Annotated in this window: 18 protein-coding genes; all 18 read right to left on the bottom strand. The window is 34.9% G+C overall.

The window, feature by feature from the left end; all coding sequences use genetic code 11:
* Positions 1 to 7: 7 nt before the first annotated feature.
* Positions 8 to 2,356 carry an AraC family transcriptional regulator gene (locus tag ACERII_RS11280; protein ID WP_373642417.1) on the bottom strand — a complete coding sequence of 783 codons (2,349 nt, stop codon included), beginning with the start codon at positions 2,354 to 2,356 and terminating at the stop codon, positions 8 to 10.
* A gap of 592 nt (positions 2,357 to 2,948) precedes the next feature.
* On the bottom strand, positions 2,949 to 3,362 hold the full coding sequence (locus ACERII_RS11275; protein ID WP_373642416.1) for an MFS transporter: 414 nt from the start codon (positions 3,360 to 3,362) through the stop codon (positions 2,949 to 2,951).
* Positions 3,363 to 3,386: 24 nt separating this feature from the next.
* A complete protein-coding gene (locus tag ACERII_RS11270; protein WP_373642414.1) occupies positions 3,387 to 4,562 on the bottom strand; it encodes an oligogalacturonate lyase family protein in 1,176 nt (391 codons plus the stop codon).
* Positions 4,563 to 4,760: 198 nt separating this feature from the next.
* Positions 4,761 to 6,368, bottom strand: a complete 1,608-nt coding sequence (locus tag ACERII_RS11265; RefSeq protein WP_373642412.1) for a response regulator — start codon at positions 6,366 to 6,368, stop codon at positions 4,761 to 4,763.
* Positions 6,369 to 6,518: 150 nt separating this feature from the next.
* Complete coding sequence (locus ACERII_RS11260; RefSeq protein ID WP_373642411.1) at positions 6,519 to 7,562, bottom strand: glycoside hydrolase family 88/105 protein; 1,044 nt, start codon at positions 7,560 to 7,562, stop codon at positions 6,519 to 6,521.
* Positions 7,559 to 9,304: a sensor histidine kinase gene (locus ACERII_RS11255; protein WP_373642409.1), complete on the bottom strand. Its 1,746-nt coding sequence runs from the start codon at positions 9,302 to 9,304 to the stop codon at positions 7,559 to 7,561. Before ACERII_RS11255 ends, ACERII_RS11260 begins: the two co-directional genes overlap by 4 nt.
* A 39-nt stretch (positions 9,305 to 9,343) precedes the next feature.
* Positions 9,344 to 10,003, bottom strand: a complete 660-nt coding sequence (locus tag ACERII_RS11250) for a YesL family protein (protein WP_373642407.1) — start codon at positions 10,001 to 10,003, stop codon at positions 9,344 to 9,346.
* A 209-nt stretch (positions 10,004 to 10,212) separates the two neighbouring features.
* On the bottom strand, positions 10,213 to 11,064 hold the full coding sequence (locus tag ACERII_RS11245; RefSeq protein ID WP_373642406.1) for a carbohydrate ABC transporter permease: 852 nt from the start codon (positions 11,062 to 11,064) through the stop codon (positions 10,213 to 10,215).
* Positions 11,065 to 11,067: 3 nt separating this feature from the next.
* Positions 11,068 to 12,021: a carbohydrate ABC transporter permease gene (locus tag ACERII_RS11240; protein WP_373642404.1), complete on the bottom strand. Its 954-nt coding sequence runs from the start codon at positions 12,019 to 12,021 to the stop codon at positions 11,068 to 11,070.
* Between the two features lie 62 nt (positions 12,022 to 12,083).
* A complete protein-coding gene (locus ACERII_RS11235; RefSeq protein ID WP_373642402.1) occupies positions 12,084 to 13,445 on the bottom strand; it encodes an ABC transporter substrate-binding protein in 1,362 nt (453 codons plus the stop codon).
* Positions 13,446 to 13,772: 327 nt separating this feature from the next.
* Complete coding sequence (locus ACERII_RS11230; protein WP_373642400.1) at positions 13,773 to 15,848, bottom strand: glycosyl hydrolase 115 family protein; 2,076 nt, start codon at positions 15,846 to 15,848, stop codon at positions 13,773 to 13,775.
* A 198-nt stretch (positions 15,849 to 16,046) separates the two neighbouring features.
* The gene (locus tag ACERII_RS11225; RefSeq protein WP_373642399.1) at positions 16,047 to 17,333 is read right to left on the bottom strand and encodes a Gfo/Idh/MocA family oxidoreductase; all 1,287 of its coding nucleotides are present in this window, start codon (positions 17,331 to 17,333) and stop codon (positions 16,047 to 16,049) included.
* 222 nt (positions 17,334 to 17,555) lie between these two features.
* Positions 17,556 to 19,658: a glycoside hydrolase family 52 protein gene (locus ACERII_RS11220; RefSeq protein ID WP_373642397.1), complete on the bottom strand. Its 2,103-nt coding sequence runs from the start codon at positions 19,656 to 19,658 to the stop codon at positions 17,556 to 17,558.
* 20 nt (positions 19,659 to 19,678) lie between these two features.
* Positions 19,679 to 21,730, bottom strand: a complete 2,052-nt coding sequence (locus ACERII_RS11215) for a glycoside hydrolase family 65 (RefSeq protein ID WP_373642395.1) — start codon at positions 21,728 to 21,730, stop codon at positions 19,679 to 19,681.
* 346 nt (positions 21,731 to 22,076) lie between these two features.
* Positions 22,077 to 22,964: a glycoside hydrolase family 43 protein gene (locus ACERII_RS11210; RefSeq protein ID WP_373642394.1), complete on the bottom strand. Its 888-nt coding sequence runs from the start codon at positions 22,962 to 22,964 to the stop codon at positions 22,077 to 22,079.
* 25 nt (positions 22,965 to 22,989) lie between these two features.
* The gene (locus ACERII_RS11205; RefSeq protein WP_373642392.1) at positions 22,990 to 24,612 is read right to left on the bottom strand and encodes a response regulator; all 1,623 of its coding nucleotides are present in this window, start codon (positions 24,610 to 24,612) and stop codon (positions 22,990 to 22,992) included.
* 290 nt (positions 24,613 to 24,902) lie between these two features.
* On the bottom strand, positions 24,903 to 25,745 hold the full coding sequence (locus tag ACERII_RS11200; protein ID WP_373642391.1) for a carbohydrate ABC transporter permease: 843 nt from the start codon (positions 25,743 to 25,745) through the stop codon (positions 24,903 to 24,905).
* Positions 25,745 to 26,638 (bottom strand): carbohydrate ABC transporter permease, encoded by an 894-nt coding sequence (locus ACERII_RS11195; protein ID WP_373642389.1) that lies wholly within the window; start codon positions 26,636 to 26,638, stop codon positions 25,745 to 25,747. The genes ACERII_RS11200 and ACERII_RS11195 overlap by 1 nt, the downstream gene beginning before the upstream one ends.
* Positions 26,639 to 26,677: the final 39 nt, after the last annotated feature.

Raw genomic sequence — 26,677 nt, 5'->3', positions numbered from 1 at the left:
ATTAATTTTACATATCTCTTTTTTGCAGTGTACTATCTACTACACGCTTTTTTCTATATTGACTTGGAGGGATACCCATATGTTTTTTAAATATACGATTAAAATAACTATGTCGATACCCTACTTGTTCAGCGATATCATTAATCTTCATATCTGTATTTAGTAGGAGATCCTTCGCTTTATCTAACCGAATATCAGTTAAGTATTCTATGAAGTTCACACCTATTACCTTTTTGAAAGATTTGCTTAAAGTATATGGATTCGTTGCTACTTCATCTGCACAGCTTTCTAGTGAAATATCTTCCATATAACGATTTTGTATTACTGTACATACTTGTTCCACTAGTTGTTTCATTTCAATATTTACTTTACCTTCAATAGATGTAATATAAGGAGAGATTACCTCTTCTGTCAACCAGCTTACCATTTGTTCTGGTTCACCTATATGAGCTACTTCCTCAAACATATTTCTGCCATTAAAAATTTCATATGGATGAATTCCTGAATGTAATATTTCATGTTGTATACTTCCAAATAATTGAGTAATTGCTGGACGTATATTAATCTCTTTTATACCCTTTTCCGTAAGCTCTTGAATAAATACTCTAATTAGGTTTTCTGATTCATTAATCTGGCCCATTCGAATAGCTTGTAAAATCTCTTTTTCAATTTCGAAAGGATAATGTATTTGATTATATTTATTGGTTGGTTCGATCATTTGAAGATCTATAATTTGATTTTCATCTTCAAAATTACGATATCGCTTCCCTTGTCTTACCTCTTCAAACAAATATGGGATGCGTTTTATTTTGTCAGCGGGCTTACTGATGGTAACTGTAACTTGCATTTGTAGCACACGATTTAGTACATCCATTACTTCTTCAGAAAATTCATGAAGTTCATCTCTCATTTCATTCTTAGTCGGATAAACAATGAGTAAAAGTGCTGACAAATCGTAAAAATTTATAACACTACACTGTTTAAACCGGGCTTCTGAAGCTTCTTCCGTTATATTGGAAAGGGCAAATGCCACCAAGCTTTCATCTTGCTTTAATAGTAAGCCTTTTGATTCATTTATACCTGATAAATGAATATCAACTACAACAAAAGAATGGTCTTTCATTTCCCAACCATAAGATTGCATCCTATCATGGAGTTCTTTTTCAGAATAAGGATATAAATATCCTTGAATCAGCTGTAATAGAAAACTATTTTTTAATTGAGGTAATTGAGTAGTTAATCTTTTTTGCAAAGAATCACTTTCCTTAGATAATTCAGCAAACTGTTTCTCTATTAAACTAAATTCATCTTCATTCGTTGCACCATTCCATTTTTCAGTATCAAGTACCTTGACCAATTTTGCAACTGGGCTATATATTTGTTTAGAAGCAAACCAAGATAAAATTAAAGCTAATACTAAGCCAGTTAAACTTATAACTATTATCGTTGTTGAAATAAATACAATGGATGAAGTAATTGCAGACATTGGTGCTGCTGAAACATATGTCCAATCAGAGTCAATCCTTCTCATTGTTCCATATGATACAGAATAACTTTCCTCTCCAAAATTAAAAACAAAAGAGCCTTGTGAGTCTGCCTGTTCTAATATTCTATCTCGTAGTTTACGTATAAAAGTAGCTTCACCAGTACTATTTTCAGAAACTAATATACGGCTATCACCATTTAATAAAAACGTCGCTCCTTGATTATAGGGGGTTAATGTTTTAATTAGTTCAGCTACCCTTGCTCTATCTAAAGTAACAATAATTGATCCAAATGGATCATTGCTATTCCCTGGAATACTGTGTGTTAAAACAAGAGGGGTAGGATCGTCACTTGATTCACTTATAGTATGATAAAGTCGATTCCAGCTAATATTTTTGTGGTTTTTTAAAATAGAGTGGTAGAAATCATACTCATCTTCGGGTAAAACACTATATCTAGGTCGAAATATCACCGGTTCCTCTGAATCGACAAAGAGTTCCACATTTTCAATAAGGGGATGACTTCCCTCTAACACCATAAGTGTACGTATTATGTCCCGTGTCTCTTGAAATTCCCGTATATAATTAAGATCAATAAGAGATGTGTTAAATCTAGGTTCAAATGCCCAATGTGAAAGGGAAATCTCTAAGTAATCCAATTGATCATTAATATTTTCGGCACGTTGTAATATTTGGCTCTCGTGTAATTCCTTTATTGAATCCTCTACTTTACTAACTCCAAACCAATAAATGCCTATACCAGTAATTAAACCAGGAATGAAAGCTATTAATAATATAAGAACAAAATTTTTGCGAAAATAATGGCTTCTCCACCCAAATTTATTTTTTGTTTTTTTCTCGTTTTGAAGCAAATAAATTCCCCCGCTTCATTATCAAAATGAAGTAATTTTTATTGTTGTAAGCCTTTACTTTATATTACACTACTATATCTAAATTGTAAAAGGTTGTCGAAACAAGGGGCAATAGATGTTTTAGTAGAAGTTGATACCATTTCATTTTTTTAATGTAATATTTTTCATATTTTTTTATTTTCTATAAATCTCTATTATTTCCTGGGAAAGTATAGAGACCGAGTAGTCGCTGGTGCTGGACTTCTTTCCATGACACAACTAGCTATCCACAGGTAGAAAAATATAGTTTAACCAAAAATAAAACCATGGCTTGGTTGCCATGGATTTTATTAATATATACGAAAAATCATTAATTTTCAAGGCTTTTTTGATATAGTTCGCTTAATATCCTGAATATATCCATTCCATCCACTTCGTTTCAAAAATTCGACTATTTCATCTAGACCAGCTGCAACGATTTGTCCTACAATTGTCCATTGGGTCTATACTTCGCTCTTCACTTTTTGTTTTACTTGATACACTTGTTCCATACTCTCACTGGAAGTACTAAAACTCTTCCAATTACAACATAAAGGAACTCATGTATGTTCAATTAGACTTCTACAACCAAAGAAACCTCTGTTTCTATTAACGGTTGTTTTGGCTCGAATCTAAACCGAATGAACTCTTTAGACACCCATGCTAAAGGACCAGTGGAACTTTTAAAAAAGTTCAAAACAATAAATATAAAAAGTAGCATAAAAAAAGTACTTAGTTGAAAATAAATAATACTTATACATAACGATATTATCATTACACCAATTAATACTTTTTTGGTAGATTGTAGTTTATCACTCATATATCCAAAAAAAGGTTGGCCAAATACTGCTACTACAGCTCCTAAAGCTAGAATTACGCCTATTTGCTCTGTACTTAAACCTTGATATCGTAAATACAGGGGCATTAAAGCCCCTGTTGCAGCATACGAAGAAAAGAGTACGAAAAAAAATAATGATATCTTAAGCATGAAGTTGCTCTCCCATCATCTCTATCATTTTACTCCAGGTAACTCTTCAAAAGGTGGAACATTTACTATATACACATCTCCATATCCGTTTCTATCACTAGTGAATAGAACTTTTGATCCATCTGGACTAAATCGTGGATGAACATGGACTTTTTGAGAATGGAAACTCCCTCTATGTTTACATAAAATTCGTGGACCTTCCATTCTCTCATTGTTTTTCTTCCATAAAAAGATACAATCTTGGTAGTTTTCACCGTGATACGCACTAGCTTGTTGCCCATCACCTACAATCATAGTTGAGTCATTCGAATGTATATGCATGTTTTGATAAGGAAAATCATACTCATGTCGATCTGAATTATCATATTTTACATAACCTATGAATTTACCATCCTTACGGTCAAGCGATTCTGTATATCCGTGGTATCCAATATGTATTCCATCTGCATGCCAATACTCATGACCAGCAAATTGATTTGGAAAGCCGTCTCGAATTCTCCATACCTTCTTGCTAATTAAATCCATTGCCCAAATCCGATGATCTACCTTATCCCATGGTCCTTCATGGCAGAAAGTTAGTAAATGTGATTGTGTTGGGGATGTGTTCACATGTCCTATCCATCTATTTTCTTCATGAACGACTACTAAATCACTTGTTTCTAAAGATAGAACACATATTTGACAATGTGGTCTTGCTGCTTCTGTTTCTTCAAAGCCAACATATCCACTAGAGAGGTTGCTATTTATGCGATGTGATAAATCTTCTCCTAACGCAAAACATAGATTCTTACCATCTGCAGTCGCACTTAGATTACTAAAGCGATACCCTTTTGGAGCTGAATAGAGCTTTCTCTCTTCGTAGGAATGAAGGTTTATTGCCATAATACTATTATCTAATGTAAAGTATGCTTCATTTCTCTGAGGATTAATATATGTTCCTTGAATACCAACAATTTGCTCTTTAGAGTAATTAGTAAGTTGAGTTAACTCTCCTGTCTTCATATCAACACTATATAAGTTGGTAGCATTTCCTCTGTCGGAACCAATTAATAGTTTAGTATTCTTTTCATACCATCCATCATTCGTAAAATAAGTATGGAAACTATGTGCATGATAATCAGTTAGTTTTGTAATATTAGCTCCACTAAATGAATCTGTGTACGTTGACATTTCACTTGGCCAAAAATGTCCCTTTTCCATCAACAATTCCTCCCTATATGAAAGCGTTATACATAACAATACATAGCTATTTCCTTTCCAACAATAATACTTTTTTGCATATTAAAAAATTCGTCTATCTTATAGTAGTTAATGAATTCAATCAATTTAATCAGAATTTCAACAAATAAACCACAAGAAATCGTGTTTTTTAACATAGATTTCTTGCGGTCTTTTTTCTTACTTATTTATTTGAAGGCTTTTATTATATATTTCAGTAGGTGTATAACCTGTGTATTTCTTAAACGTCGTTGTAAAGTAAGCAGGGTTCATAAATCCTACTTTTTCAGACACCTCATAAATTAAGTGATTGCCTTCCTGAAGCATTTTTTTCGCTTTTTCCATCCGTACTCTTGTAATATAATTTTTAAATGACTCTCCTGCAACTTCCTTAAATATTCGACCTAAATAATTTCTTGATATAAATAGCTTATCTGCTATATCTTGGAGAGTTATATTATCACTTATATTATTTTGTACATAATCGATTAGTTGTTCAACAAGTTGACGATGCTTCAAATTTTCATCCCACTGCTGGTGATGACAGAATTCTTTAATATGGCCTTTCAAGAAGTCAGCTAGTTCCTCCCAAGAATGAATCAATGATAACTCTTTATACAAATCGAACTTTTCTGGCACAATATCATGTATCCGAATTCCAATATCATATAAAGAGTAAGTGATGATTGTCCACATCTCAATTCCGAGTTTCACACCTGGAGCAGGGTTATACTCCTGTCCATACAATACGGAAAAAAAGCTATCAATAACGTTACAACCCACTTTTTCATCTGCATAGCGAACTGCTTCAGAAAGCTTTTGGCTCGTCTCAATAGATCCTGTTGATAACGTTTTCGATATACCAATTAGTTCATAACCCATGTTTTCTCCATTTGCTAGTTGCATTGCTTCTTTCATTGAACTAGACATTTCTGACCAATGTTCCTTAATCTGTCCAACGCTTACAAAAGCTTTTACCCCTAGATAAGTTTGTAAACACGATTCTATTGAGTTACATAATGCTTTCAACTGGTTATGGATATCCGGATGACTATTTTCTTTATAGTGAATGCAAAGAACACCTTGGTAACTATGCAGTTCAATATAGTTATAATCGTGAAAAACAGTGCTAGTAGTCTCTTTTATCACATTACTTGTTGAGAATCTAAATAAATACCAATCTGATTGGTATAAAGTAGAGTTTTCCAATGACTTATCATAAGAAATGGAAAGGACTACATGCTTCTTTAATTCCCATTTTTCAATTATCCCTTTTGATGCATTTGGTAAACTTGAGAGGCTAGCAGTACCAGTAACTAAAGATTTAATCCACTCTTTTTCAACGAGTGGTTCATATAACTTTACTTTATCTCTAAGTTCCTTATATTTTAGTTTTTCAATAATATCTTCCTCTAACTGATCAATCATTTTTTTTAGTGTAGTTCTAATTGTATCTAACGAAGCAGGCTTGGATAAATAATCATCTACTCGTAAGCGCATTGCACGTCGAGCATACTCGAAGTCGGAGTAACCAGATAGAATTATAACTTTCCCTTCAAATCCATCTCTTTTCAATTCTTCTATCATTTCTAATCCATTTTTTACAGGCATATAAATATCAGTTAGAACAATGTCAGGTTTTTTTTCTTTGATTAATTGAATGCCGTCTTCTCCATTAAGCGCTTCACCGACCCATTCACAATTTAAATCATCCCAAGGAATTGCATTCTTCATACCTCTTAAAACTTTATCATCGTCATCTATAATTACAACTTGCCACAAATCCATTCCCCCCCCTTTAAATAAGCGCATACATTTATATCATTACTGTCTTCTTTATAATTATATTTTCCATTCTACCATAGATTGTTACGGTTTTTACATAAAACAAAAACCCTACCAATACTAAAATACATTGATAGAGTTAAAGGAGATTAGTTATTTTTTTATTCTTTTATTTCTATATAATACATGAGAGAAAAATGCTAAAGCAAGTCCTTGTCCCCATCCTTCAATTCTTTTCTTTGAGGTTTTTCTATATCCATCAGCTGTGTTCATTACGGCCGTTCCAGTTGAAACGTCCAATACTGTTCCTTGATCATCCACTTTTTTAACTAAGCCATCAAAAGCTTTTTGTGCTGCCTTATAAGATCTAGGAGTATTTGCTCCCCTTAAGACTAAAGCCGCTGCAATACCTGCAGAACCAGATGTTTCTTCATACGTACTTGGATCTGTTAGAATTGTATGCCAAAGACCGTTATCTGATTGCAATTGTATAAGTGCACTTAATTGATCTCTTAATGATCCATTAATCTCCATAAACGATGGCTCCTGAACATCAATTTTCCCTAATACTGCAGCCATTGTATATGCAGCCCAAGCATTTCCTCTCGCCCAAAAAATACTAGACATATTATTTCCTTTTAAGTTATCCCATCCATGATAGTAGAGATTGGTTGTGCTGTCTTGTAAATACTTTTCATGACCATGAAACTGTCTTAAACCATCTTGGGTATAAACATCATTATCCAATTCATCTCCCATTCGAATAAGGAAGTATCCAGCCATAAACAGTGTATCAATCCACGCTTGCTCTGGAAAAACAGTAACACCACCACCAACTGTATGTTGTAAAACTCCCTCTGCAAACCTTGGAGCATCATGAATAAGGTATTCTGCCTTTTCTTTAGCCAAATCTAAATATTGTTCTTCCCCAGTTTCCTGATATAGAGTCAATAAGGTATGCCCCATCGATACTATATTTACGGACATTGGTGGTAATCCATACTCTATGTATTCATCTATCCACTCTTTTAATAAAGTTAAATATCTTTCATTCCCCGTTACTCGGTACGCTGCCCCTACTCCATAAAAGGCAACGCCAGCAGGCCAATCCCATGAATGGTTCATCTCAAACGTTCTTTCGACAATTTTATCAATTAGTTGAACAAGTTCCTCTTCATTAAAGTCTAATGGTTTCATTCCAATCTCTCCCTATTGTTAAATTTGATATTCTCTATATTGTTTCTATCTCTAACTTTAGGAATTCGAATAGTTACAGAGGTTCCTCCCTCTATCCTATTTTTAACATTTATAGTTGCTTGTTTTCCAAAATATACATCGAGTCTTTCCACAACATTATTAATACCATAACCACCTGTTTCCTTATTTGGACCATTTTTTTCAATAGTTTTAAATCCAATACCATTATCATCAATTGTTATGATAATATGTTCCTCTTGTTCCCTAACCTTTAGCTCCACTTTTCCTTGTCTTCGCCCTTGGAAACCATGAATAATAGAATTTTCAACAAAAGGTTGGAAAGTCAGTTTAGGAATATAATAATGGAGTAGTTCTTTTGGAATGTCTATTTCATAATCCAAAAGTTCTCCCTTTTGTATTTTTTGAATTTGTAAATAATAATGTAGATATTTCATCTCATCATCTAGCGAGATAATACTCTCACCTTTTGACAGTCCTATTCGTAGCATTTTTCCTAGAAGTTCAAGCATGTGACTCATATCTTCATATCCGTGTTCAATAGCACTCCAATTTAATTGATCTAACGTATTATATAGGAAGTGAGGATTAATATTTGCCTGTAATGCTTTAATTTCTGCCTCTCTTTGCCGTTTGTTTTGCTCAATTAATGAGTTATGAAGTGTTTCACTTCTTGATATAAGTTCTTTGTATCCTTGAAATAGTTGACCAAATTCATTTTTATATCCGGTCGGTAGTGCGTCCGAACTTTCATTTAATCGATAATTCTTCATCGTACGCACAAGATGTAATATTGGATCAGTAAATCGCTTCGTCAAGAAAAAAGTAACAAATAATGCGAAAACGATAGAGATGACCCCTATTACAACTAATGAACCTGCCATTAATCTACTGCCTTCTATAATCTCCTCATATGGAGTTGTTTCCATTATAATCCAGTTGTTAGCAGGAATAGTAGCTGCTACAATGAGATCTCCATCATCTTCCATGAAAGTATAGGGAGTATTTTCGATAGAAGAAGGTAATCTATCAACATAATAGTCATCACCAATTTCCCGTGAACCTGTTGTTGCAAGAATTGTTCCATCAGTATCAAGAATCACCAAATTTGTAGAGTCACTATACTGTCTTAACCATCCTTGTAGAATAATAGGATCTAAATTAAGTAAAAGAATTGCTTGTAGATTACCTCTCGACGTATTCATTAAACGAGCATAACTAATTACTGATTGTTCACCGGAAATCGTATCGACTTCTCTTTTACCTATCCAATCATAAAGTACACTATTGAGATCCAAAAACCACTCTTCCTCCATTCCTGTAGAGAGATTTTCATAACGAACAGGATATTGGAAACTATCAACAGGTGGATTTTTCATATAAACCTCAACGGAATGTAAAGCAGGAATACTATAGACTAAGTTAGAAAGTTCATTTGTCAATGATAACTGTTGAGTATAGAAAACATTCCCTCTTGCTACATTCCTTAAATTTTGCTGTCTTGATAACACAATAGAGATATCTTGAATATATTTCATTCGATTATCCATATCTGTGCTAAGTAACCTGAGATTGCTTTTCTGATACTCTGTCGTTGTTTTTATCAGCTCATTAGCAGAAAAATGATAACTTACTAATGTAATCACTATTAGGACAACGATTAAAAAGAAGGAAAAGGCCCCAAAAAAGATATGTTTTATACTGTATTTCTTAAAAACATTCATTTTAGAGCCTCCAATTTTTGATAATCTAATAACAATGTATTACTGTGTTTGTTGTGTGTTTAGCAAGCTATCTGTCCCTATTCTATTATTATCTTTTTCTTCTATTGAATTAAAAATCTTAAGTGATATTTGCATCATTAAATAGGCAGGAGCACTCACTGTATAAAATAGAAGTAGTCCAGGGAACATATTTGTTAAGAACAACATTAAGCCTAATATTAAAATGATATATAAACCATAATGTAAATTTGCTAATCCTATCATTAAAGAGTAACGAATGTAGTTTTGAAAGGTAGTATTATAGTGGGTGTACACTGGAAAAATAAAAATGGCAACAATTCCAAATAATATGGAAATCATAAAAAATATCGTTCCTAATAATATCATCATACTTTGATCAAGATATAATAATGAACTGATACTATAAAATATGGATATACAACCTAATAAAAGGAGGATACCAATTATGTTAGACTGGAAAAAGCTTTTCTTATAATGATAGAAGAATTCTTTGAAATCCGAGAACTCTTTATCCGTTGTTAAACGCTTTCTGATCACAGAAAATAATGCAACTGTAGCTGGAGCCCAACCGAAGATTCCTAATCCAATAATTGTAAAAAGAAACCATAGTACATTATAAATTGCTAGCTTCATTAACCATGTACACGTTCCATTAATCCATCCAGAAAAACCATCCATCTAGACACCTCCTGTAATTATTGTGAAGATCATAATTTATTATATCATAATTTCCATTGATGCTTTTTGCTAATACTATGATCTCTTTACGACTAGTCATGTCAAATATTCGTTTCGTTATTTTAGAGAAATAACGCTAAATAAAGAGATTACTAGAAAAGGATGGACTCCTGAAAGATTAGGTAGCCCATCCTAAAATAATTTGCATCTTACTTTAAACCTGTCGTAGCGATACCTTGAACCAGATACTTTTGGAAGAAAGCAAATAGAATAAATTGTGGAACAAGTGATAAGGAAGACATTGCTAATAATGGTCCCCATTTCGTTCCACCATCTGCATCCATAAAGTTTCTTAAACCAATCGTAACGGTGTGTAAGTCAGGGCTATTTAAATAGATAAGTGGTGCCAAGAAATCGTCCCAAGTCCACATAAATGAAAATAGCGCAACAGTAACTAATGCAGGTTTTAATAGTGGCAATATTATTCTCCAAAATATCCCGAATGTTGAACAACCATCCACAATTGCAGCTTCATCTAATTCACGTGGAATTCCACGGATAAACTGAATTAATAAGAATACGAAAAATGGTGCTCCACCTAAAAATGCTGGTACGATTAATGGATAAAATGTATTTACCCATCCAATATTATGAAACAAAATATACTGAGGAATCATTGTAACTTGTGCTGGTAACATAACGGTTGCCATTAAGCAGGCAAACAAGGCTGTCTTAAACTTAAAGTTAAGCCTAGCAAATCCATAAGCAACAATACTTGCGGAACAAATTGTTCCAATCACTACAAATGTTGTAACAAAAGCTGAGTTTCGGAAAAACACGTCAAATCCAGTCCTACCGAATCCTTGCCAACCAATAGGATAGTTCTCCCACATAAACATACTAGGAATCAAGGATAATGCATTATTGAAAATTTCTGTAGCTGGTTTAACTGAGCTGACGAACATCCATAAAATTGGATAGACCATAAGGAAACCGAATGCAGTTACAAAAATATAATAGATTACATCTCTTAGAAGACGTTGATTTTTTTTATTATCCATTTTTTAACGCCCTCCTTCAGATTCATAGTAAACCCAAAATTTAGAAGTTAAAAATAACAATAGTGTAATTATTGCTACAACAAAGAGAAGAATCCAAGCCATTGCAGATGCATAACCCATGCGTAAATACTCAAATGCAACCTCGTATAGATACAATGCATAGAATAAAGTCGAATCCATTGGGCCACCACCTGTTACTAAATATGCCTGTGTAAACGTCATAAATCCACCAATTGTTTGCATTACTAGGTTAAAGAAAATAACTGGAGTAAGTAATGGAATTGTTATTTTCATAAACTTTGTGATTTGAGATGCACCGTCTACTGATGCAGCTTCATATAATTCTTGTGGTATTTGCCTTAACCCAGCTAAAAAGATGATCATCGGAGATCCAAATTGCCATACAACTAACAGGATTAAGATAGACAATGCTGTATCAGGATTTCCAATCCAGTTTGTACCTGAAAAACCCAGTGCTTGAACAAACTCATTTACGGCACCATTACGCCCAAACAATATTCTCCAAACTACCGCAATTGCTACACTTCCTCCAATTATAGATGGAATGTAATAAACAGTTGTAAATAAAGAAGTTCCCTTTCGTCCGGTGTTAAATAGCATCGCTAAAAAAAGCGCAAATATAAGCTTCAACGGTGTAGAAACAAAGACAAATATGAATGTTACCGTTAACGCCTGACGAAAACGTCCATCATTTGTTAAGACACTAACATAGTTATCTATACCAATCCAAGTGGGACTAGAAAGCAAGTTATAGTTCGTAAAAGATAAATAAAATGAAGCGATTATTGGACCAATTACCAATGCTAAAAATCCAATTAACCAAGGCGAAATGATAGCATAGCCAGTTAAACTCTCTTTTATTGCTCTTTGCTTTGACTTTTTATCAAGTTCAGCCTGAATTGGTGAAGTGTACTCTAAGTCTTCTAACTTCGCCATGAAAGATTTCCTCCTATTTCATAACAGGCCATTTAAATTAAATGGCCTGTTACGTAATTAGATTAATTCAAAACTGCTACTGCTTCTTGCATAAATTGCTGTGCTGCTTCTTCAGGTGAAATTCTTCCATAGCTAAGCATTTCCGTAACTCGTACAAATGCAGATCGTACTTCTGTTTCCCCTGGAGGTGAAAGTGGGTCTGCTTCACGAGAATACTCAGCAACAAGCTCTAGGTAGTCAAAAGTTTCTTGAACTGGTCCGTCTACCATTGAACCTAAATGCGCACGTACTGCTGATGATACAGGTACACCACGGTCAGCCATTAAAATTTCATTCGCTTCTAAGCTATTTGTAAAGAAGTCAATGAACAATGCTGATGCTTCTTGTTTTTCTGAATGAGTAGAAATCGAGAATGACATACTTGGACGAATCCAGTTACCATTTTCCCCACCTTCCAAAGTAGGAAGAATATTTAAACCTAACTCATAATCACTTCCAGCTGCATGACCAATAACTTGGTTACTAGCTGCCATTTGAGCAAATGCAGAACCTTCTTGAAGCATGGAATTTCCACCATCAATATATTCCGCACGAATTTCATGTGATGCTGCTGCTTCATCAGCAAACATTTTTTCTACCCATGTAAAGTAGTCAACTAGAGTTTGTTCTTCAAATCCTAAACCGTTACCTTCTGCGTTATAGAAAGATTCTCCCGCTTGTCGTGCATACGTATAGAACATCTCATATTCAGATCCAGCAAAATCAAAACCGAAGAAATCTCCATCCGTTTTTGCTGCTTTCACTTCTAGCATCATATCGTACAGATCGTCGTACGTGTATCCTGGTGAAAAGTCTAGACCAAATTCTTCGACATAATCACGGTTGTAAGAAATTCCTAGTGCATTCGCTCCTAATGAAATAGCAATTACTTCATCTCCGAATACGTTTATATCTTGATAAACATCATCTACATCATCTAAGTTGATTAATCCTTCTTCAATTAAAGAAGTTAAATCTAATAATAAGTTATTTGCATAATACTCGTTTAATCTTGAGTTATCCATATTAATTACATCTGGTAAGTTACTTCCTGCAGCTTGTGTAGTTAATCTTTCCCAATAACCATCCCAACCTGTGTATTCAGGTTCTACTGTAATATGAGGGTATTTTGCTTCGAATAAGTCAATAACTTCGATTGTTCTATCATGACGTTCTTGACCACCCCACCAAGCAACACGGATCGTAACATCCTCAGGAGTATCATCTGTTCCTGAATTGTCGTTGTTGTCATTGTTAGTGTTAGTGTTGTTGTCATTATTGTTCGATGGACTTGAAGCATCATTTGAGTTGTTCGAACAACCCACTAAAACTAGAATAAAAGCTAACATTGCAAACATTAACCATTTACTAATTTTGATTTTCATTTTTATTTCCCCCTTCGTTTTTTGAAAGTGCTTACAAATGAATTATACAATTAACAATACAAGCACTTGTAGATAAAAAATGTTAAAAAGCTTTTGAAAAGTAACACACTTTCAATCTATTTTCTATTTACATACTTTAAAGTGAGTTTAAGTACCCTTTTTTTACTATTAAATATCTTACAGAACTACAATTTGATATGCTCTTGATCATCTTAGAATCACTTCAAAAGAAAAGAGAAGATACCTTTTTAAGTACCTTCTAATAAACTATGATTCTGATAAAAAAGTCATAGTGGTGTACATAGTAAGATTTATTCTCTCACTCAATTAATATAGTATACCTTCTTCTTGAAACTTTTCTTTTAATAATTTTGCCAATACATCATCAGACTTCACTTCTCGATGTGTATTTTCTAAATAAATGTATTTCTCCGTTTCTGGCATAATATATTGCTTATACCACTGGAAGAAATCCGGACTATCCCCGTGCATTCGAATAAACCTTCGTAACGTATCTACATTGTCCACCGTACTTTGAATATTTGTTAAGTAATCCATTCGATAGAAATTTTTCCATTTTCCATGCTCAGTACGCTTTTGTGCATCCACACCTTTTTGGTACTCCCATAATGATTGGGATGCATAAACAAATGCTAGTGGGAAATTTCCTTTTTCAAATTCATTGTAGGCTTTACAAAGATCCACGAAACCTTTGGAACCTGATTCATGAAGTTCTATTGGAAAAACAAGTTGATCGTAAAAACGTGTTTTTTCTTCTCCCACTAGTTCCTCCATCAATTCTAGACATTGAGATTTTAGCTCTGACCATTGTTCTATACCAAGTTCGCATTTCTCTTTAAAATATCGAATCTGTTCTTCAAAATTCACATAACCTGTTGCCCACGTTAATGGTAGTATCGTCTCATCTGTTTTTCCAGTTATCCACTTCCCAATAATTCGGCGTGCTGGATGATGATAGAACTGTTCTCCTGCTCTTTCATCTTCGTTATCTCCGTAAGGAATAGAGGCTTCAAAGTACTTATTATATAATTCTGCTACTTTCTCGTGACGGGAGGAAAACATCCGCTGAACAAATTGATCTAGATGAATCTTATTATTGATATTTCCTTCATTCCAAAGTTGAGATAAAATATCAAGAGTATATACATGTTGGCGAATGTTTCCACTATTTACAAGGACATAGTCATCCGTTCCTGCATTCAAAGCCTTTGTTACTTCTTTCCCTATAAAGTCTGCTGAAAAAGGACTCATTGTTAAATGATTGGAAGCCTGTAAATCGTGAAATGTAACATGATAATATATCCCATGCTCCCCTACATCCTGTTCTGCAGGTAATGATGGTATTCGAGGATTCTCTAATCCTTGCCTTCTTGACACCATTTTTCCATACCCATTGTCTGCCCATACTTTAATAACATTTGGTGGCAAATCAATGAAACCACCGGTATATAGTTCTGAGATCTCTCCGTATAATGCAATACTACATACGGGATCTTCTATATATTCTTGGAGTAAATGATACTGTCTCCAAATCACCTTACTAATCATTTCTCCTCTTTTTTCAGAAGTATCGTAAGAAGGATCTAACTCCCAGAAAGGCTGATCTCCTTGCCCACGGAATGATAATACCCAAACAATTTTGTCATCCTTCTGCTTTTCTATCGCTTCCATCCACAACTGTTCAAACAACTCTTTATTATTTTCATAGCTTGCCTTTTTCCCTGGATAAGCACGTAAAAACATCTCGGCCCCTAAAGGTTCCGCATGATGATGCGTGACCCAAAGACCCATTTCTGATGCTAGTTTGTGGTGAATCCCATCTCTTGGAAGATCCGTTCCTGGTATAACCATATTTCCTCCACAACGTAAAAGCGTTTCAAAGACAGGCTTCCATACCTCTTCTGTCGGTGGGTATTCGTCTTTCCAACCTAGTAGACAAACCTCGTCATTCACAAACCAACCACGAAAACGTACCGCTTTCTTCGGTGAAACAAAATTCTCCGTTGGAATGGAGATACGTTCTTTTCTTTCCACTGGTTTATCCACCCAAAACCAAAAAGGATCAATATGTAAATATTCTTTGCTAATGTGTAATAATCCAAAAATAATCCCTAAATCATCTGCTCCTGAAAGCACTAAAATTACTTGTTCATTATCCTCTTGGAAAGTAATAGAAAATGACTCTGGTTCACCGTTTAGCTCATCTGCATACTGAATAACGAATGTGGCTTTTTTATGTGCACCATCCACAATTGGTTCTTTTCCAAATACATTTTTCATATCTCGAAGAAACATATGTAGTCCATGCTTTACCGCTTTTGACATATTCGCAGGTGGCTTAATAATACTAGTTTCCTGTAAGTAATACTTTGGTAGCTTCATTTTACACACCCTCATCCTTCCCGACCAACCTTGTTAATTATAATAATGTGAATACGCTGTCATTATATACTACCTATTGAAATGTGTCATTTTATATCAACAGTAGATAACTAGATTATTTGGAAGATATGTAGATAAAAAAGTGCATTACTTTACCATTTCGTTATGATAAAGTAAATGCACTTAATATATGATAATTTAAAGTTTAATTAACTCATCAACCTTCACTGCTTGCCCTGTCCTTAACGACTTATTCCCTGCAATTCCTGTTAAGATAGACATTGCTCCGTCCACATGAGTGGCAGCTCTGTTAAATTCATCGTCAGCAGGTACTCCAAAAATATCTTGAAGAAGTACTGGATCTCCACCTCCGTGACCACCTTTTCCTTCTACTACTTCTACTTCGTAAGGCTTTCCGAACATCGGGAGCACGCGAATTGATTTTTCTTTGATAGCACCCTCATCGGATTTTTCCCCGCCAGAGTTGATATAAGACTGTTCTCGTACATTTACTTCCATTCTACCTTTGCTTCCATTAAAGGAAATAATAAACCCTTCCCAAGGTAAATATGCATTTAGGGAATAGTTTAGAATTGCTTTATTCTTATACTGAACCATTACACCAAGTGTATCCTCAATGCTAATTCCTTCTCCGAACACACTTTGGTCACGTTGATAACCGTCTTCTTTTTCCGCATCTAAATACATTGCTTTTAAATGATCATTCTCTGCTAATTGAATAGCAAATGGATCATCCTTTGCATGTTCACTTCCATGGGCACGTTGGTAAAACTTTGTTACACCACGAGACTCTGCATTTTCTTTCCCGTAAAAACGGAGACCTCCATTTGCATACACTGTTTCTGGTTGTGTTCCAAGCCAGAAATTCACTAAGTCAAAGTGATGGGTGGATTTATGTACAAGTAAACCACCACTATTACGTTTATCTCTATGCCATCTACGGAAATAATCAGCCCCATGTTGAGTATCAAGTGCCCACTCAAAGTTAACAGAGAATACCTCTCCTATTACTCCGTCACGGATTAACTCACGAATCTTCGTGTTATGTGGAGCATAACGATAGTTAAATGTTACACGAACTTCCTTTCCAGTACGATTTACTGTATCAATAATTTCCTGACATTTCTCTTCATCCACTGTCATCGGTTTCTCTGTAATAACGTTACAACCAAGTTCTAAAGCTTTGATAATGTATGTGTGGTGAGTGCGGTCAACCGTTGTCACGATCACATAATCAGGTTTTTCTTTCTCTATCATTTCTTCAAATTGCTCAGCTAAATACGTAGTAATCGGAGAATGCTCATACTTTTCTTCTAGCAATCTATTTGCATAATCCATACGTGTTTGGTTTACATCACAAAATGCTACTAACTCACTAGTTTCTTTAAAATCTCTCGCTAAGGAACCCCAGAAAAACTCCGCTCTTCCACCTGTTCCAATTAATACATATTTCTTTTTCATCATCCATCTCTCCCAGTCTATCTGTTTTTATTCCACATCTAACAACGTTGTTATTTCTCTTCAATTCACTATACATAAATACGCTTTCATTATACTTTATCATTCTATTTATTTCATTACATATTATGAATAATATATGACATACTAAAAACGAATCAATAGTAAGAAGTCTTTTATCGAGGTGACTTTGGACACGTGAGCCCCAAAGTCACGCTATAAAAAAACTTACTCCTCTAACCAAAGAACACTTGTTACACCTCGTGGATAATACTTACTTCCAATAATCTCACCGGAAAGAATTTGGTCACTCCAACTCCAAAAAGAATGTTTTGGATGTGTTAACCATTCCACATGGGTCGCATCTGCCTTTACACCAGTTTTTCCCCACTCCATTCCTATTATCTTTCTAGCGATAAATTGACTTAAATAGATTTTACTCAACCACGAATTATTGCTAGTAGAAGAAATTTTCCAGCCACCATCAGGAAATAAACATACCCCTTCCTTTAAAACTATTTCAAAGTGCTTTTTCAATGCTTGTATATAGTCACCATATCGTCCATTTGCATCTAAAGCTTCTTTACAATTCGTAAAGTAAGGGAAAATAAGACCTTCAATAGCAGGAATGATCTTGGAATCATTTCCTTCTCCTAAAACTGCAGGAATATATCCTTCTTCAGTAACATGTTGAACGATCGTATCAGCACATAATTTTGCTTGTTTACTAGCGATGATCGCTAATTCTTCTCGACCATTTTCAGTAAAGATTTTTTCTAGAGCAACATAGGAAGCCCAGCACTTCCCTGCTAAGTATATATTATTTCTCGCCTGACCTAATGATACATCTAAGCTATCATATGTCGTAATTTCTGTACCACCCATCACTCGAGTAGAATCAAGACTCATGATTCCATTCCTCTTGTCGCTTTCAGGATGGTCTCGATGTATCATACTATCGAGACATTTTTCAAAAACGGTAAGATTCTCCCTTAGCCAATCTTTATCTTCCGTTTGCTCCACATACACACTAGCACATAATAACCAGTTTACTAATTGTTCATGTGTCATATGAGAAAAACAACCGTCAATTCCAAAGCACTCATACGCAGAATAGTGTGGACGAGAGATAGTATTGGCTACCCCCATATCATGCGTGAAGCTAATTCCTCCTGGGTATTCCTCTTCTTCTCCTGGGAAACGGACTTTATCTTCATAACTATAACGCTGTACAAACATATCGAGCTCATTTTTTACCGTCCATGGATTCATCTTTAGTTCAAAGAAAAGCTGGTCAACAGTGAGATCAAATGTATTCATCATTCGATACTCACCTTCATTCACAACCCAAAACGGTTTTCCAGCACTCTCTAGAAATTGCGTATTTCCATAATAACTACGTATAGAGTGATTTATCATAAACTTTTGATCGTCGGATAAATTTGTATACGTTACTAATGCATTTCCTTTTTGTGCTCGTTCTTTCATTGTCTCAAAATGAGTAAGTGTATACTCCGCAACCTCATCAATATTAGAGAAATATTTCGTATAATAATAAGAAGCATCTACACCTGCTGTAACAAATCCTTCGCGAAAGAAGCAAATAGCTACTGGATACGTACGTTTTTCTCCTCCAGGAACATCCATCATCAGAGCTCCAAATGGGCCTAATCCGAAGTTCCAGTTTTCTTTGAAAGGTGTCGTTAATATTTTTTCAATTCGAAAGTTCATGGCAGAAGTAACTTCAGGATGGTTGGTAGCAATAGCCGTTATTCTCCCTTGCCCAACACCTTTCACACTCTCATTTCTATCATCCAATCGGCGCATGGAACTGTAAAGATCATTGCCTTGATAACCAAAGAATGCTCGACGACTTCTCTTTCCTTTTGTATTATCAATCGTAATTTCCGCAAGAATGGAAGGCACAATAGTTAACTTCATTTCTTCTTCTGTTGCCGTTTTAGGATCAGGCACAGATTCTACTTGAGAGTAGATCGTAAATGTTAAATCACCAGCACTCCACGAATCCGTACATAATTGAAACTCTCGTTTTACTTCTTCCTTGGAGAATGGAAAAATAATTTGTTTCTCTCCTGATTTTTTCTTTTCTACATCATAGCGCTTACTTTCGTCCACTGCCGATTTATAAAACGGTAATGCTTCATATATCCCTTCTTGATTAATAGACTCTAATCCGATATATACATTTTGTTCTGGCGGTCGCCCTAATTCAAGATCAAACCCACCACTATTGTTTGGATAACCAAAAGTAAAACTAGAAAAGGCACCAATAGGAGAGTGATGTGCATTAAAAAACATATTCTTAGGCATAAATATCCCTACTTTCTATATTATAAAAGCGGATGCAGCCCTTCCCATTTCACACTCCAACTATCATATTTTGGAAAACCAGGGAGATCTCCGCTATTAGCTCCTTGCCATCCACAAGCCATCATGGAAACAGCAGTTAATAATCCTCCATTGCCAGGTAAATATGCAGTTAAGCCTTCCCGTTGATAATTATGTCCATTAGGTAAATACGTATTTTTCGTGGCATCCATTAATAAGAAGTCTACTGCCATTTCCCTGTCACCTAGTCTAGCCGCAGTCATCGCACACATTGGAAAATCCCAACCCCACGCTGTGTCCCATTGCCAATCTGACATAACTTTACGTAACGTTTGTTTCATTATCTCTTTATCTATTAATGTTCCTGGCAAAATACCAAATGCTCCTACCATGGAAGGATGATCATGATTATATTTTGTAAAAGTTTCTGGACAGTTTTCATGAGCCAAATATACTCCATCCTTGTGTGGTGGATCTGCCAAACCTTCCGCAACCTCTTTCCATTTTGAAGGGGAATCTACACCAAGACGCTCTGCCCATCTTATAGCAAGTTCTAATCCATGTTTCCAATACTCCAGTTCAAATGGAGGATTCATACTCTCCTCTGGCTTATGATTTTCCTGAGCTGGGATTAATGGTGGACCGAGCACGTATTCCTCTCGTTCACTAACCCATACTGCATAAGAGGCCATAAAGTCCGCTGACTCAAATACTATCTTTTTCCAGCACTCTAATGTTTCTTTGTTTTTGTTAGATTGATAACATAGTTCAGCCATAGCAATAGGGTGTGGTTGCTGCCAAATAAGAACTGGAGCAATAACAGAAGGACTTTGTTTTCCATCTGGTCCTACTTGTTTTGGCCATCGTGCACCTTCATATCCTTGAGATGCTGCTAACTCTTTTGCTAACGGTAGAATCTTGTTATACCAATGTAAACTCTTCTCTAAAGTAGGTGTGCGCCCCCATAGTGGAAAGTGTGCGGCATGCCACCAATGCATTTCAAGATGAAACTTCCCAAACCAACTGTTGTACATTAATCCAGTTTCTTGAGGTGGAAGAGATCCACCACAGTGAATAGCTGTTAAAAACTGAGAAAGTACAACTCTTCTTTCCAACTCGTGTGCCCGTTCATCTTTACTTCCTGAAAAATCAATGGCGCCACCTGACATCCAAAACTCTTCCCAATACTTTTTATTTAATCTAATGGTTTCTTCAAAGTCACTAGTTTCCGGTGTAGTTTTAGAATATGAAACGGAGAAAATAAATTCCTTTTCATCTTTGGGGGTTAAAACGAACTCATGCTTTTCCGTTTTTTGTACCTCTCCTGCATTCCAATTCCAAGCTACTTCATAGCTATCCTCATCCATTGTACGCTTCAAGTTTAAGGAATTGAGAGATTGTCCTTTTATTTCCGTATTATGACGGTCTTTATTCCCCCAATCCAAATCACCGCACTCGTCCCAATTATTAGAGTACATATCTGGTGCGGAGAACTTTAATGATACTTGTAATCGATTTTCCGAAAGAAGTTCTGAGTTTACTTTTACACCAATTTCATCATTTCTAGGATGAACTACTGTTATAACAGAAACAGATTTCCCCTCCAGATAAAACTCACTTAAAAGGCTCCCTTCCCAAAGATTCAATATTTGTTTAGAATCCTCTATATTAGTTATTTCAGCCTTATCTCCATTTTCCTTTATTAGAGTAAAAGCTAATTGGCCAAGGTGAATACGATGAGGATTTTGACGTAACCAATGATATGCCTCTTCCTTATCTTCTGGATAAAGTGGGTAAGGAACATCACGACCATATGTATCCAGATTTTGTAATGTAATATCCTTTAGCTCATACAAATTTTGTTTTATTGTAGAGTGCCATCCCCATTGCGATTGTGTACCTAAAGGAACCTTGTAACTCTCAGGAAATGTTTGTAAACCGGTAATATCTGCTGTAAAGGCAAATTCGCTGTTTCCAACAGATAAAGGAGAAAGCGGTTCCACTTTTGTGATGACAGGATTATGCCTAGTAACTAACGATTTTCTATCAATCATAATTGATTAACTCCTTATCAATAACACTAGTATTTTAGTAATAATATCCAACAGGCCTATATAATGAATAATTGCACCACTGAGAATGAAAATACCTTATTAAATGCTTTAGTATCATCAACAGTATATGGAATGAGAGCAAGTCCACGAACTCCAGTGGGAAGTAGAGTAGAGGCGAGATCCCGTAGCGACGTAGTCGTGGAGGGGGCTCGGGGGCTCGACAACTCCCCACAGGAAAGGAGTGGACTGGAGCGAATGGAATATTAACCAACAAAGTTTGTCATACTAGATAAGTTTGACTACCATGAACCCAAGTATTTTCAGGGTAGACATTATAAATTTACTATTACTCCACTACCTTTAATTTCCCATCCTTCTCTTCAATATTTATAAAAATAGGACGTTCTAACGGTGTCTGATTAGGAGAATGCAACGTTAACATTAATTCATTTTCAAACGTCTTAAAAATCATTCCATGCCCACCGTCATCATGATAGATTGGCTTTTCATCGTGTACCCACGGACCTGTGATTTTTCCTGTAGTGGACCTTGAAATCCCTTGAGCATAAATATTATCAACAAAGCTTGCCCAAAGCATTAATAATTCCCCGTTGCTGGCTTTATACATAAACGTTCCATCTGTAACGTAATTATTGGGAGATGTTCTTGTCTTATGTTTAAAGGAAGTTGGCCAAGGTACATCGGATGCACTAAATAAAACGATAGGATTCCCAACACTTTCTTTTAAATCATCACTTAATCTCACAGCACAAATTTGACCGTCCTCTACTTGAACCCACTCATGACAAAACACCATCCATGGGGATCCCTCTTCATCTATGTAAAGTGTACCATCTAGGGAAAACCAATCCTCTGGTGTAACTGGGCCATTACTATGTGGAACAAATGGACCCATTAAGCTTTCAGAAACTAGTATGCCTGTTCCCCTACGCTGATTATCCTTTCGAAAAAACGTAGCAAACATATAATATCGCCCTTGATATTCATGAACTTCCGGTGCCCAAAAATTTTCCTCTGAATAAAAATTTCCATCTGGTCGAAAAACAGGAAAAGGTCCCTCCCAGATTTCAAGATCTTCTCCCACATATACATCGAATCCAGTTCCTGGCCCCCATATATTTTTGTCCGTACTTCCAAACATATAATATTTTCCATTTACTTTATCAGGAAAAATAAATGGGTCACGAATCTGGATATTCTCGTTTTTCAGCATAGAAGTTTTCTCCTTTTATAAAAATTTACTTATAATAATCTGACGGACTATATCCAGTAATAGATTTAAATACTTGACTAAAGTACGTCGGATTTTGATAGCCAACCATTTCACTTATTTCATAAACTAAATAATTTTTCTCTCGAAGCTTTTCCTTTGCTTTTTCAATTCTATATTTGTTTAGGTATGTTACAAATGATTCACCTGTAACCTTCTTAAAAAGCTGTGACAAATAGTTTCGATTTACATATAAATTATCTGCAATTTCTGCTAATGTGATTTCTTGATCATAATAGTTATGGACATGTTTTTTTACTTCACGAATAAGACGGTTACTCTTTTTTCCGTTCACTTCTTCATCTTTTTTATCAACCCAACCTTGAAGCAATTCTCCCATCCATACAGTTAACTCTTTTATAGAGTACTTCGCATAAATTTCATTAATATAACTCGACATTTCTTTTGTGTGCACTTCCGATTTATCTAAGTTTGTATGATCTAACATCAGCAATGTGCTTACTATACTAATACATAGATTTTGTACAACAAAAGATGGTAATTTATTATCCTCTTTTAAATATTTCTCTAGTTTAGACCATTGCTCCATCGTTTGTTCATATTCCTTAAAATTAATGGAGTCATTTATTTCTTTTATCAAATCTAATGGATATTGAATAGTTTCTGTTTCTTCATCCATTCGAACTTCGTTATATGTGTAAACATGGTTAATCTCTTGGTACTCCGCTGCCTCTAACGCTTTTTGACTTTCTAAATAAGATTCTGTTAGCTCATGAATTCCATTTTTAATATTGCCTATTCCTATCACTAGGGAAAGTTCCAAATAGAGTAGTATATTCTCCACTAGCTTTTTAGACACATCTTTACTAATATCATACAAGTTGTTATTATCCTTTTTTCCTAGGCAAACTAACAAAAATGTGGAATCAGAATAGTCAACCTTATGAATGTCTATTTGTTTTGCTTTTTCATTTTCCTCAATCGTTTCATGAATAATATTCCCTGCAGCAAATTTATTAAGTTGCCATTCACTCTCTTTTGATTTTGTTAAATAAGGTGCACGAATTAAGGCAAGACTTATCACTACAACATTTGCGTTTCTATCTATATTTAACAACTCTAATTTTTCGGTTAGAAAATCTTCTTCTCTATATTTTGATGCTAAAACTTCACGAAAAAAGGATTCACGTAAATGAGGAATATATTCATTCATTTGCTTATTATACTGTTGTAGCAAATTCTTCTGTTTTTCTTTCACAAGTATTTCTTTTACGATTTCATTTAATACTGTTTGAATCTCAGAGACTATTGCAGGTTTTAACAAGAAATGCTTTACACCATATTTCATTGCTTCCCTGGCATTGTCAAAATCATCATATCCACTGTGAATAATCATATTAATTGTTGGGAATTCAGTATGTATTTTCTTTATAAGCTCTAGACCATTTATTTTAGGCATATAAATATCCGTTATTACTATATCTGGTTGTTTCTTTCTAATTTTCTCTATTGCCTCTTGCCCATCATTTGCCGTATCTTGAATAACCAATCCTAATTGTCCCCATGGTACATGCTCGAGTAGGCCATTTATTACTGTGTGGTCGTCATCAACAATTAATATAGATTTCATTTTATTACTCCTTCCATACACAGATGCTTGATTAACTTGAAGGGTTATATACAAATAATTATCAGTTTGATAAATATCAGCGAAAATAGATGTCTCCAATAACTCTCTGCTATCGAGACGATTTTGAGCTGATCATTCCTCTTTTGTCTCGCATCTTTGTCTTTCGAGACAATTTCAAACTAGGATTACTCAAATGAAATTCAATGAAATAAGAGAGTATCCCCCCTTATTTCATTATAATGATAACAATCCTATTTTTTCTTGTTTTGTTTTTGTTTTTTTTATCATCCTTATCCCTTCACCCCAGTGGTAGCGATACCTTCCACAATTTGTCGCTGGAAGAAGAAGAATAGAATCATAATTGGTAACAAGGAGAGTACGGACATTGCCAACAATCCCCCCCAAGCAGAAGTTCCTTGTGAATCTAGGAAAAGTCTCAATCCTAATGGAACGGTAAAATTACTAACCGTATTTAAATATAGTAGTTGACTAAAGAAATCATCCCAAGTCCAAATGAACGTAAAGATGGCAGTCGTGAGAAGTGCCGGTGATGCAAGTGGTAAGATGATCTTATAGTAGATTCTAATAGGACCACATCCATCAATGGTAGCACTTTCATCAAGATCCTTAGGAATACCTCTAAAAAACTGTACCATAAGGAAAATAAAGAAGGCATCGGTTGCGAGTAGCTTTGGTACTGTTAAAGGTAAAAATGTATCAATCCATCCTAAGTTATGAAAAATTGCATATTGCGGCACTAACGTTACGTGCGATGGAAGCATAATTGTTACTAGCATCAATGCGAACAAAGTCTTTTTTAATGGAAATTTAAGTCTCGCAAATGCATACGCAGCCATGGAACACGTAAGCAAGTTTCCAAGTACAGCGATAATTGCAATGATAAATGAGTTTTTAAAGAAAGTACCAAATGTCATATTACGGACTATATTCCAACCATTAATATAATTATCAAATGTAATCTCACTTGGCCATAATCCAGGTTGAGAGAATATTAGATATTCCGGTTTTAGTGAACTTGAGACCATCCATATAACTGGATATAACATTACTAACCCAAAACCAAGTATAAATACATGTATAATCAGCTTATTTAAACTAAATGTTTTCGCCATTATGATTTCCCTCCATATTCGTAATGAACCCAATATTTTGATGAGAAAAATATGATGGCAGTTAACACAGCGATAACAATTAATAATAACCAAGCCATTGCTGATGCGTATCCCATTTCAAAATAAGAGAAACCTTTTTGATATAAATATAATGTGTAGAATAAGGTAGAATTTGCAGGTCCTCCACTTCCTTCACTTACAATGTAAGCAGATGTAAACACTTGTAACGATTTGATTAATACCATTACTAGATTAAATAAAATTACAGGGCTTAGTAATGGAAGAGTGATAGCTTTGAATTTAGCAAATGGACTCGCTCCATCTACGGAAGCTGCTTCGTATAATTCAGCAGGGATCTGTTTTAATCCTGCTAAGAAAATTACCATAGATGATCCGAACTGCCATGCAGCTAAGGCAATGAGTGTATAGATTGCATAGTCTGGATGCGACACCCACCCTCTACCTGCTATTCCAAAAATGCCTAAAAAGTCATTAAAAATTCCATTCATTCCAAAAATATTTTTCCATAAAAGGGCAATTGCAACACTTCCTCCAAGTAAGGAAGGAATATAATACACTGTACGATAAAAACCAATACCGCTTAATCCTTTATTTAAAAGCATCGCAACAAATAAAGCTGCAATCATTTGTAACGGAACACCAATAATAACGAATGTGGCTGTTACTTTAACAGAAGCATTAAATTTTCTATCGTTGAACATCTCAACATAGTTTTGCAACCCTACCCATTCCGGAGCAGTTAAAAGGTCATAGTGAGTAAAAGATAAATATAGTGAACTTACCATAGGACCTAATACAAGACCAAAAAAACCTATTAACCATGGAAGTAAAAAAGCATATGCTATAAGGTAGTTCTTTCTCTTTTGGAGCACAAACTTCACTCTCCTTCAAAATAAATGGTGAGGGTGTAT

The sequence above is a fragment of the Evansella sp. AB-rgal1 genome (assembly GCF_041820985.1).
Lineage (GTDB): Bacteria > Bacillota > Bacilli > Bacillales > Salisediminibacteriaceae > Evansella.
This window is presented reverse-complemented; position numbering and strand designations above follow the sequence as displayed.

Coding starts and splice junctions, on each gene's coding strand:
- ACERII_RS11275 (WP_373642416.1), bottom strand. CDS start 3,362: ATGCTTAAGATATCATTATTTTTTTTCGTACTCTTTTCTTCGTATGCT.
- ACERII_RS11270 (WP_373642414.1), bottom strand. CDS start 4,562: ATGGAAAAGGGACATTTTTGGCCAAGTGAAATGTCAACGTACACAGAT.
- ACERII_RS11265 (WP_373642412.1), bottom strand. CDS start 6,368: ATGGATTTGTGGCAAGTTGTAATTATAGATGACGATGATAAAGTTTTA.
- ACERII_RS11260 (WP_373642411.1), bottom strand. CDS start 7,562: ATGAAACCATTAGACTTTAATGAAGAGGAACTTGTTCAACTAATTGAT.
- ACERII_RS11255 (WP_373642409.1), bottom strand. CDS start 9,304: ATGAATGTTTTTAAGAAATACAGTATAAAACATATCTTTTTTGGGGCC.
- ACERII_RS11250 (WP_373642407.1), bottom strand. CDS start 10,003: ATGGATGGTTTTTCTGGATGGATTAATGGAACGTGTACATGGTTAATG.
- ACERII_RS11245 (WP_373642406.1), bottom strand. CDS start 11,064: ATGGATAATAAAAAAAATCAACGTCTTCTAAGAGATGTAATCTATTAT.
- ACERII_RS11240 (WP_373642404.1), bottom strand. CDS start 12,021: ATGGCGAAGTTAGAAGACTTAGAGTACACTTCACCAATTCAGGCTGAA.
- ACERII_RS11235 (WP_373642402.1), bottom strand. CDS start 13,445: ATGAAAATCAAAATTAGTAAATGGTTAATGTTTGCAATGTTAGCTTTT.
- ACERII_RS11230 (WP_373642400.1), bottom strand. CDS start 15,848: ATGAAGCTACCAAAGTATTACTTACAGGAAACTAGTATTATTAAGCCA.
- ACERII_RS11225 (WP_373642399.1), bottom strand. CDS start 17,333: ATGATGAAAAAGAAATATGTATTAATTGGAACAGGTGGAAGAGCGGAG.
- ACERII_RS11220 (WP_373642397.1), bottom strand. CDS start 19,658: ATGCCTAAGAATATGTTTTTTAATGCACATCACTCTCCTATTGGTGCC.
- ACERII_RS11215 (WP_373642395.1), bottom strand. CDS start 21,730: ATGATTGATAGAAAATCGTTAGTTACTAGGCATAATCCTGTCATCACA.
- ACERII_RS11210 (WP_373642394.1), bottom strand. CDS start 22,964: ATGCTGAAAAACGAGAATATCCAGATTCGTGACCCATTTATTTTTCCT.
- ACERII_RS11205 (WP_373642392.1), bottom strand. CDS start 24,612: ATGAAATCTATATTAATTGTTGATGACGACCACACAGTAATAAATGGC.
- ACERII_RS11200 (WP_373642391.1), bottom strand. CDS start 25,745: ATGGCGAAAACATTTAGTTTAAATAAGCTGATTATACATGTATTTATA.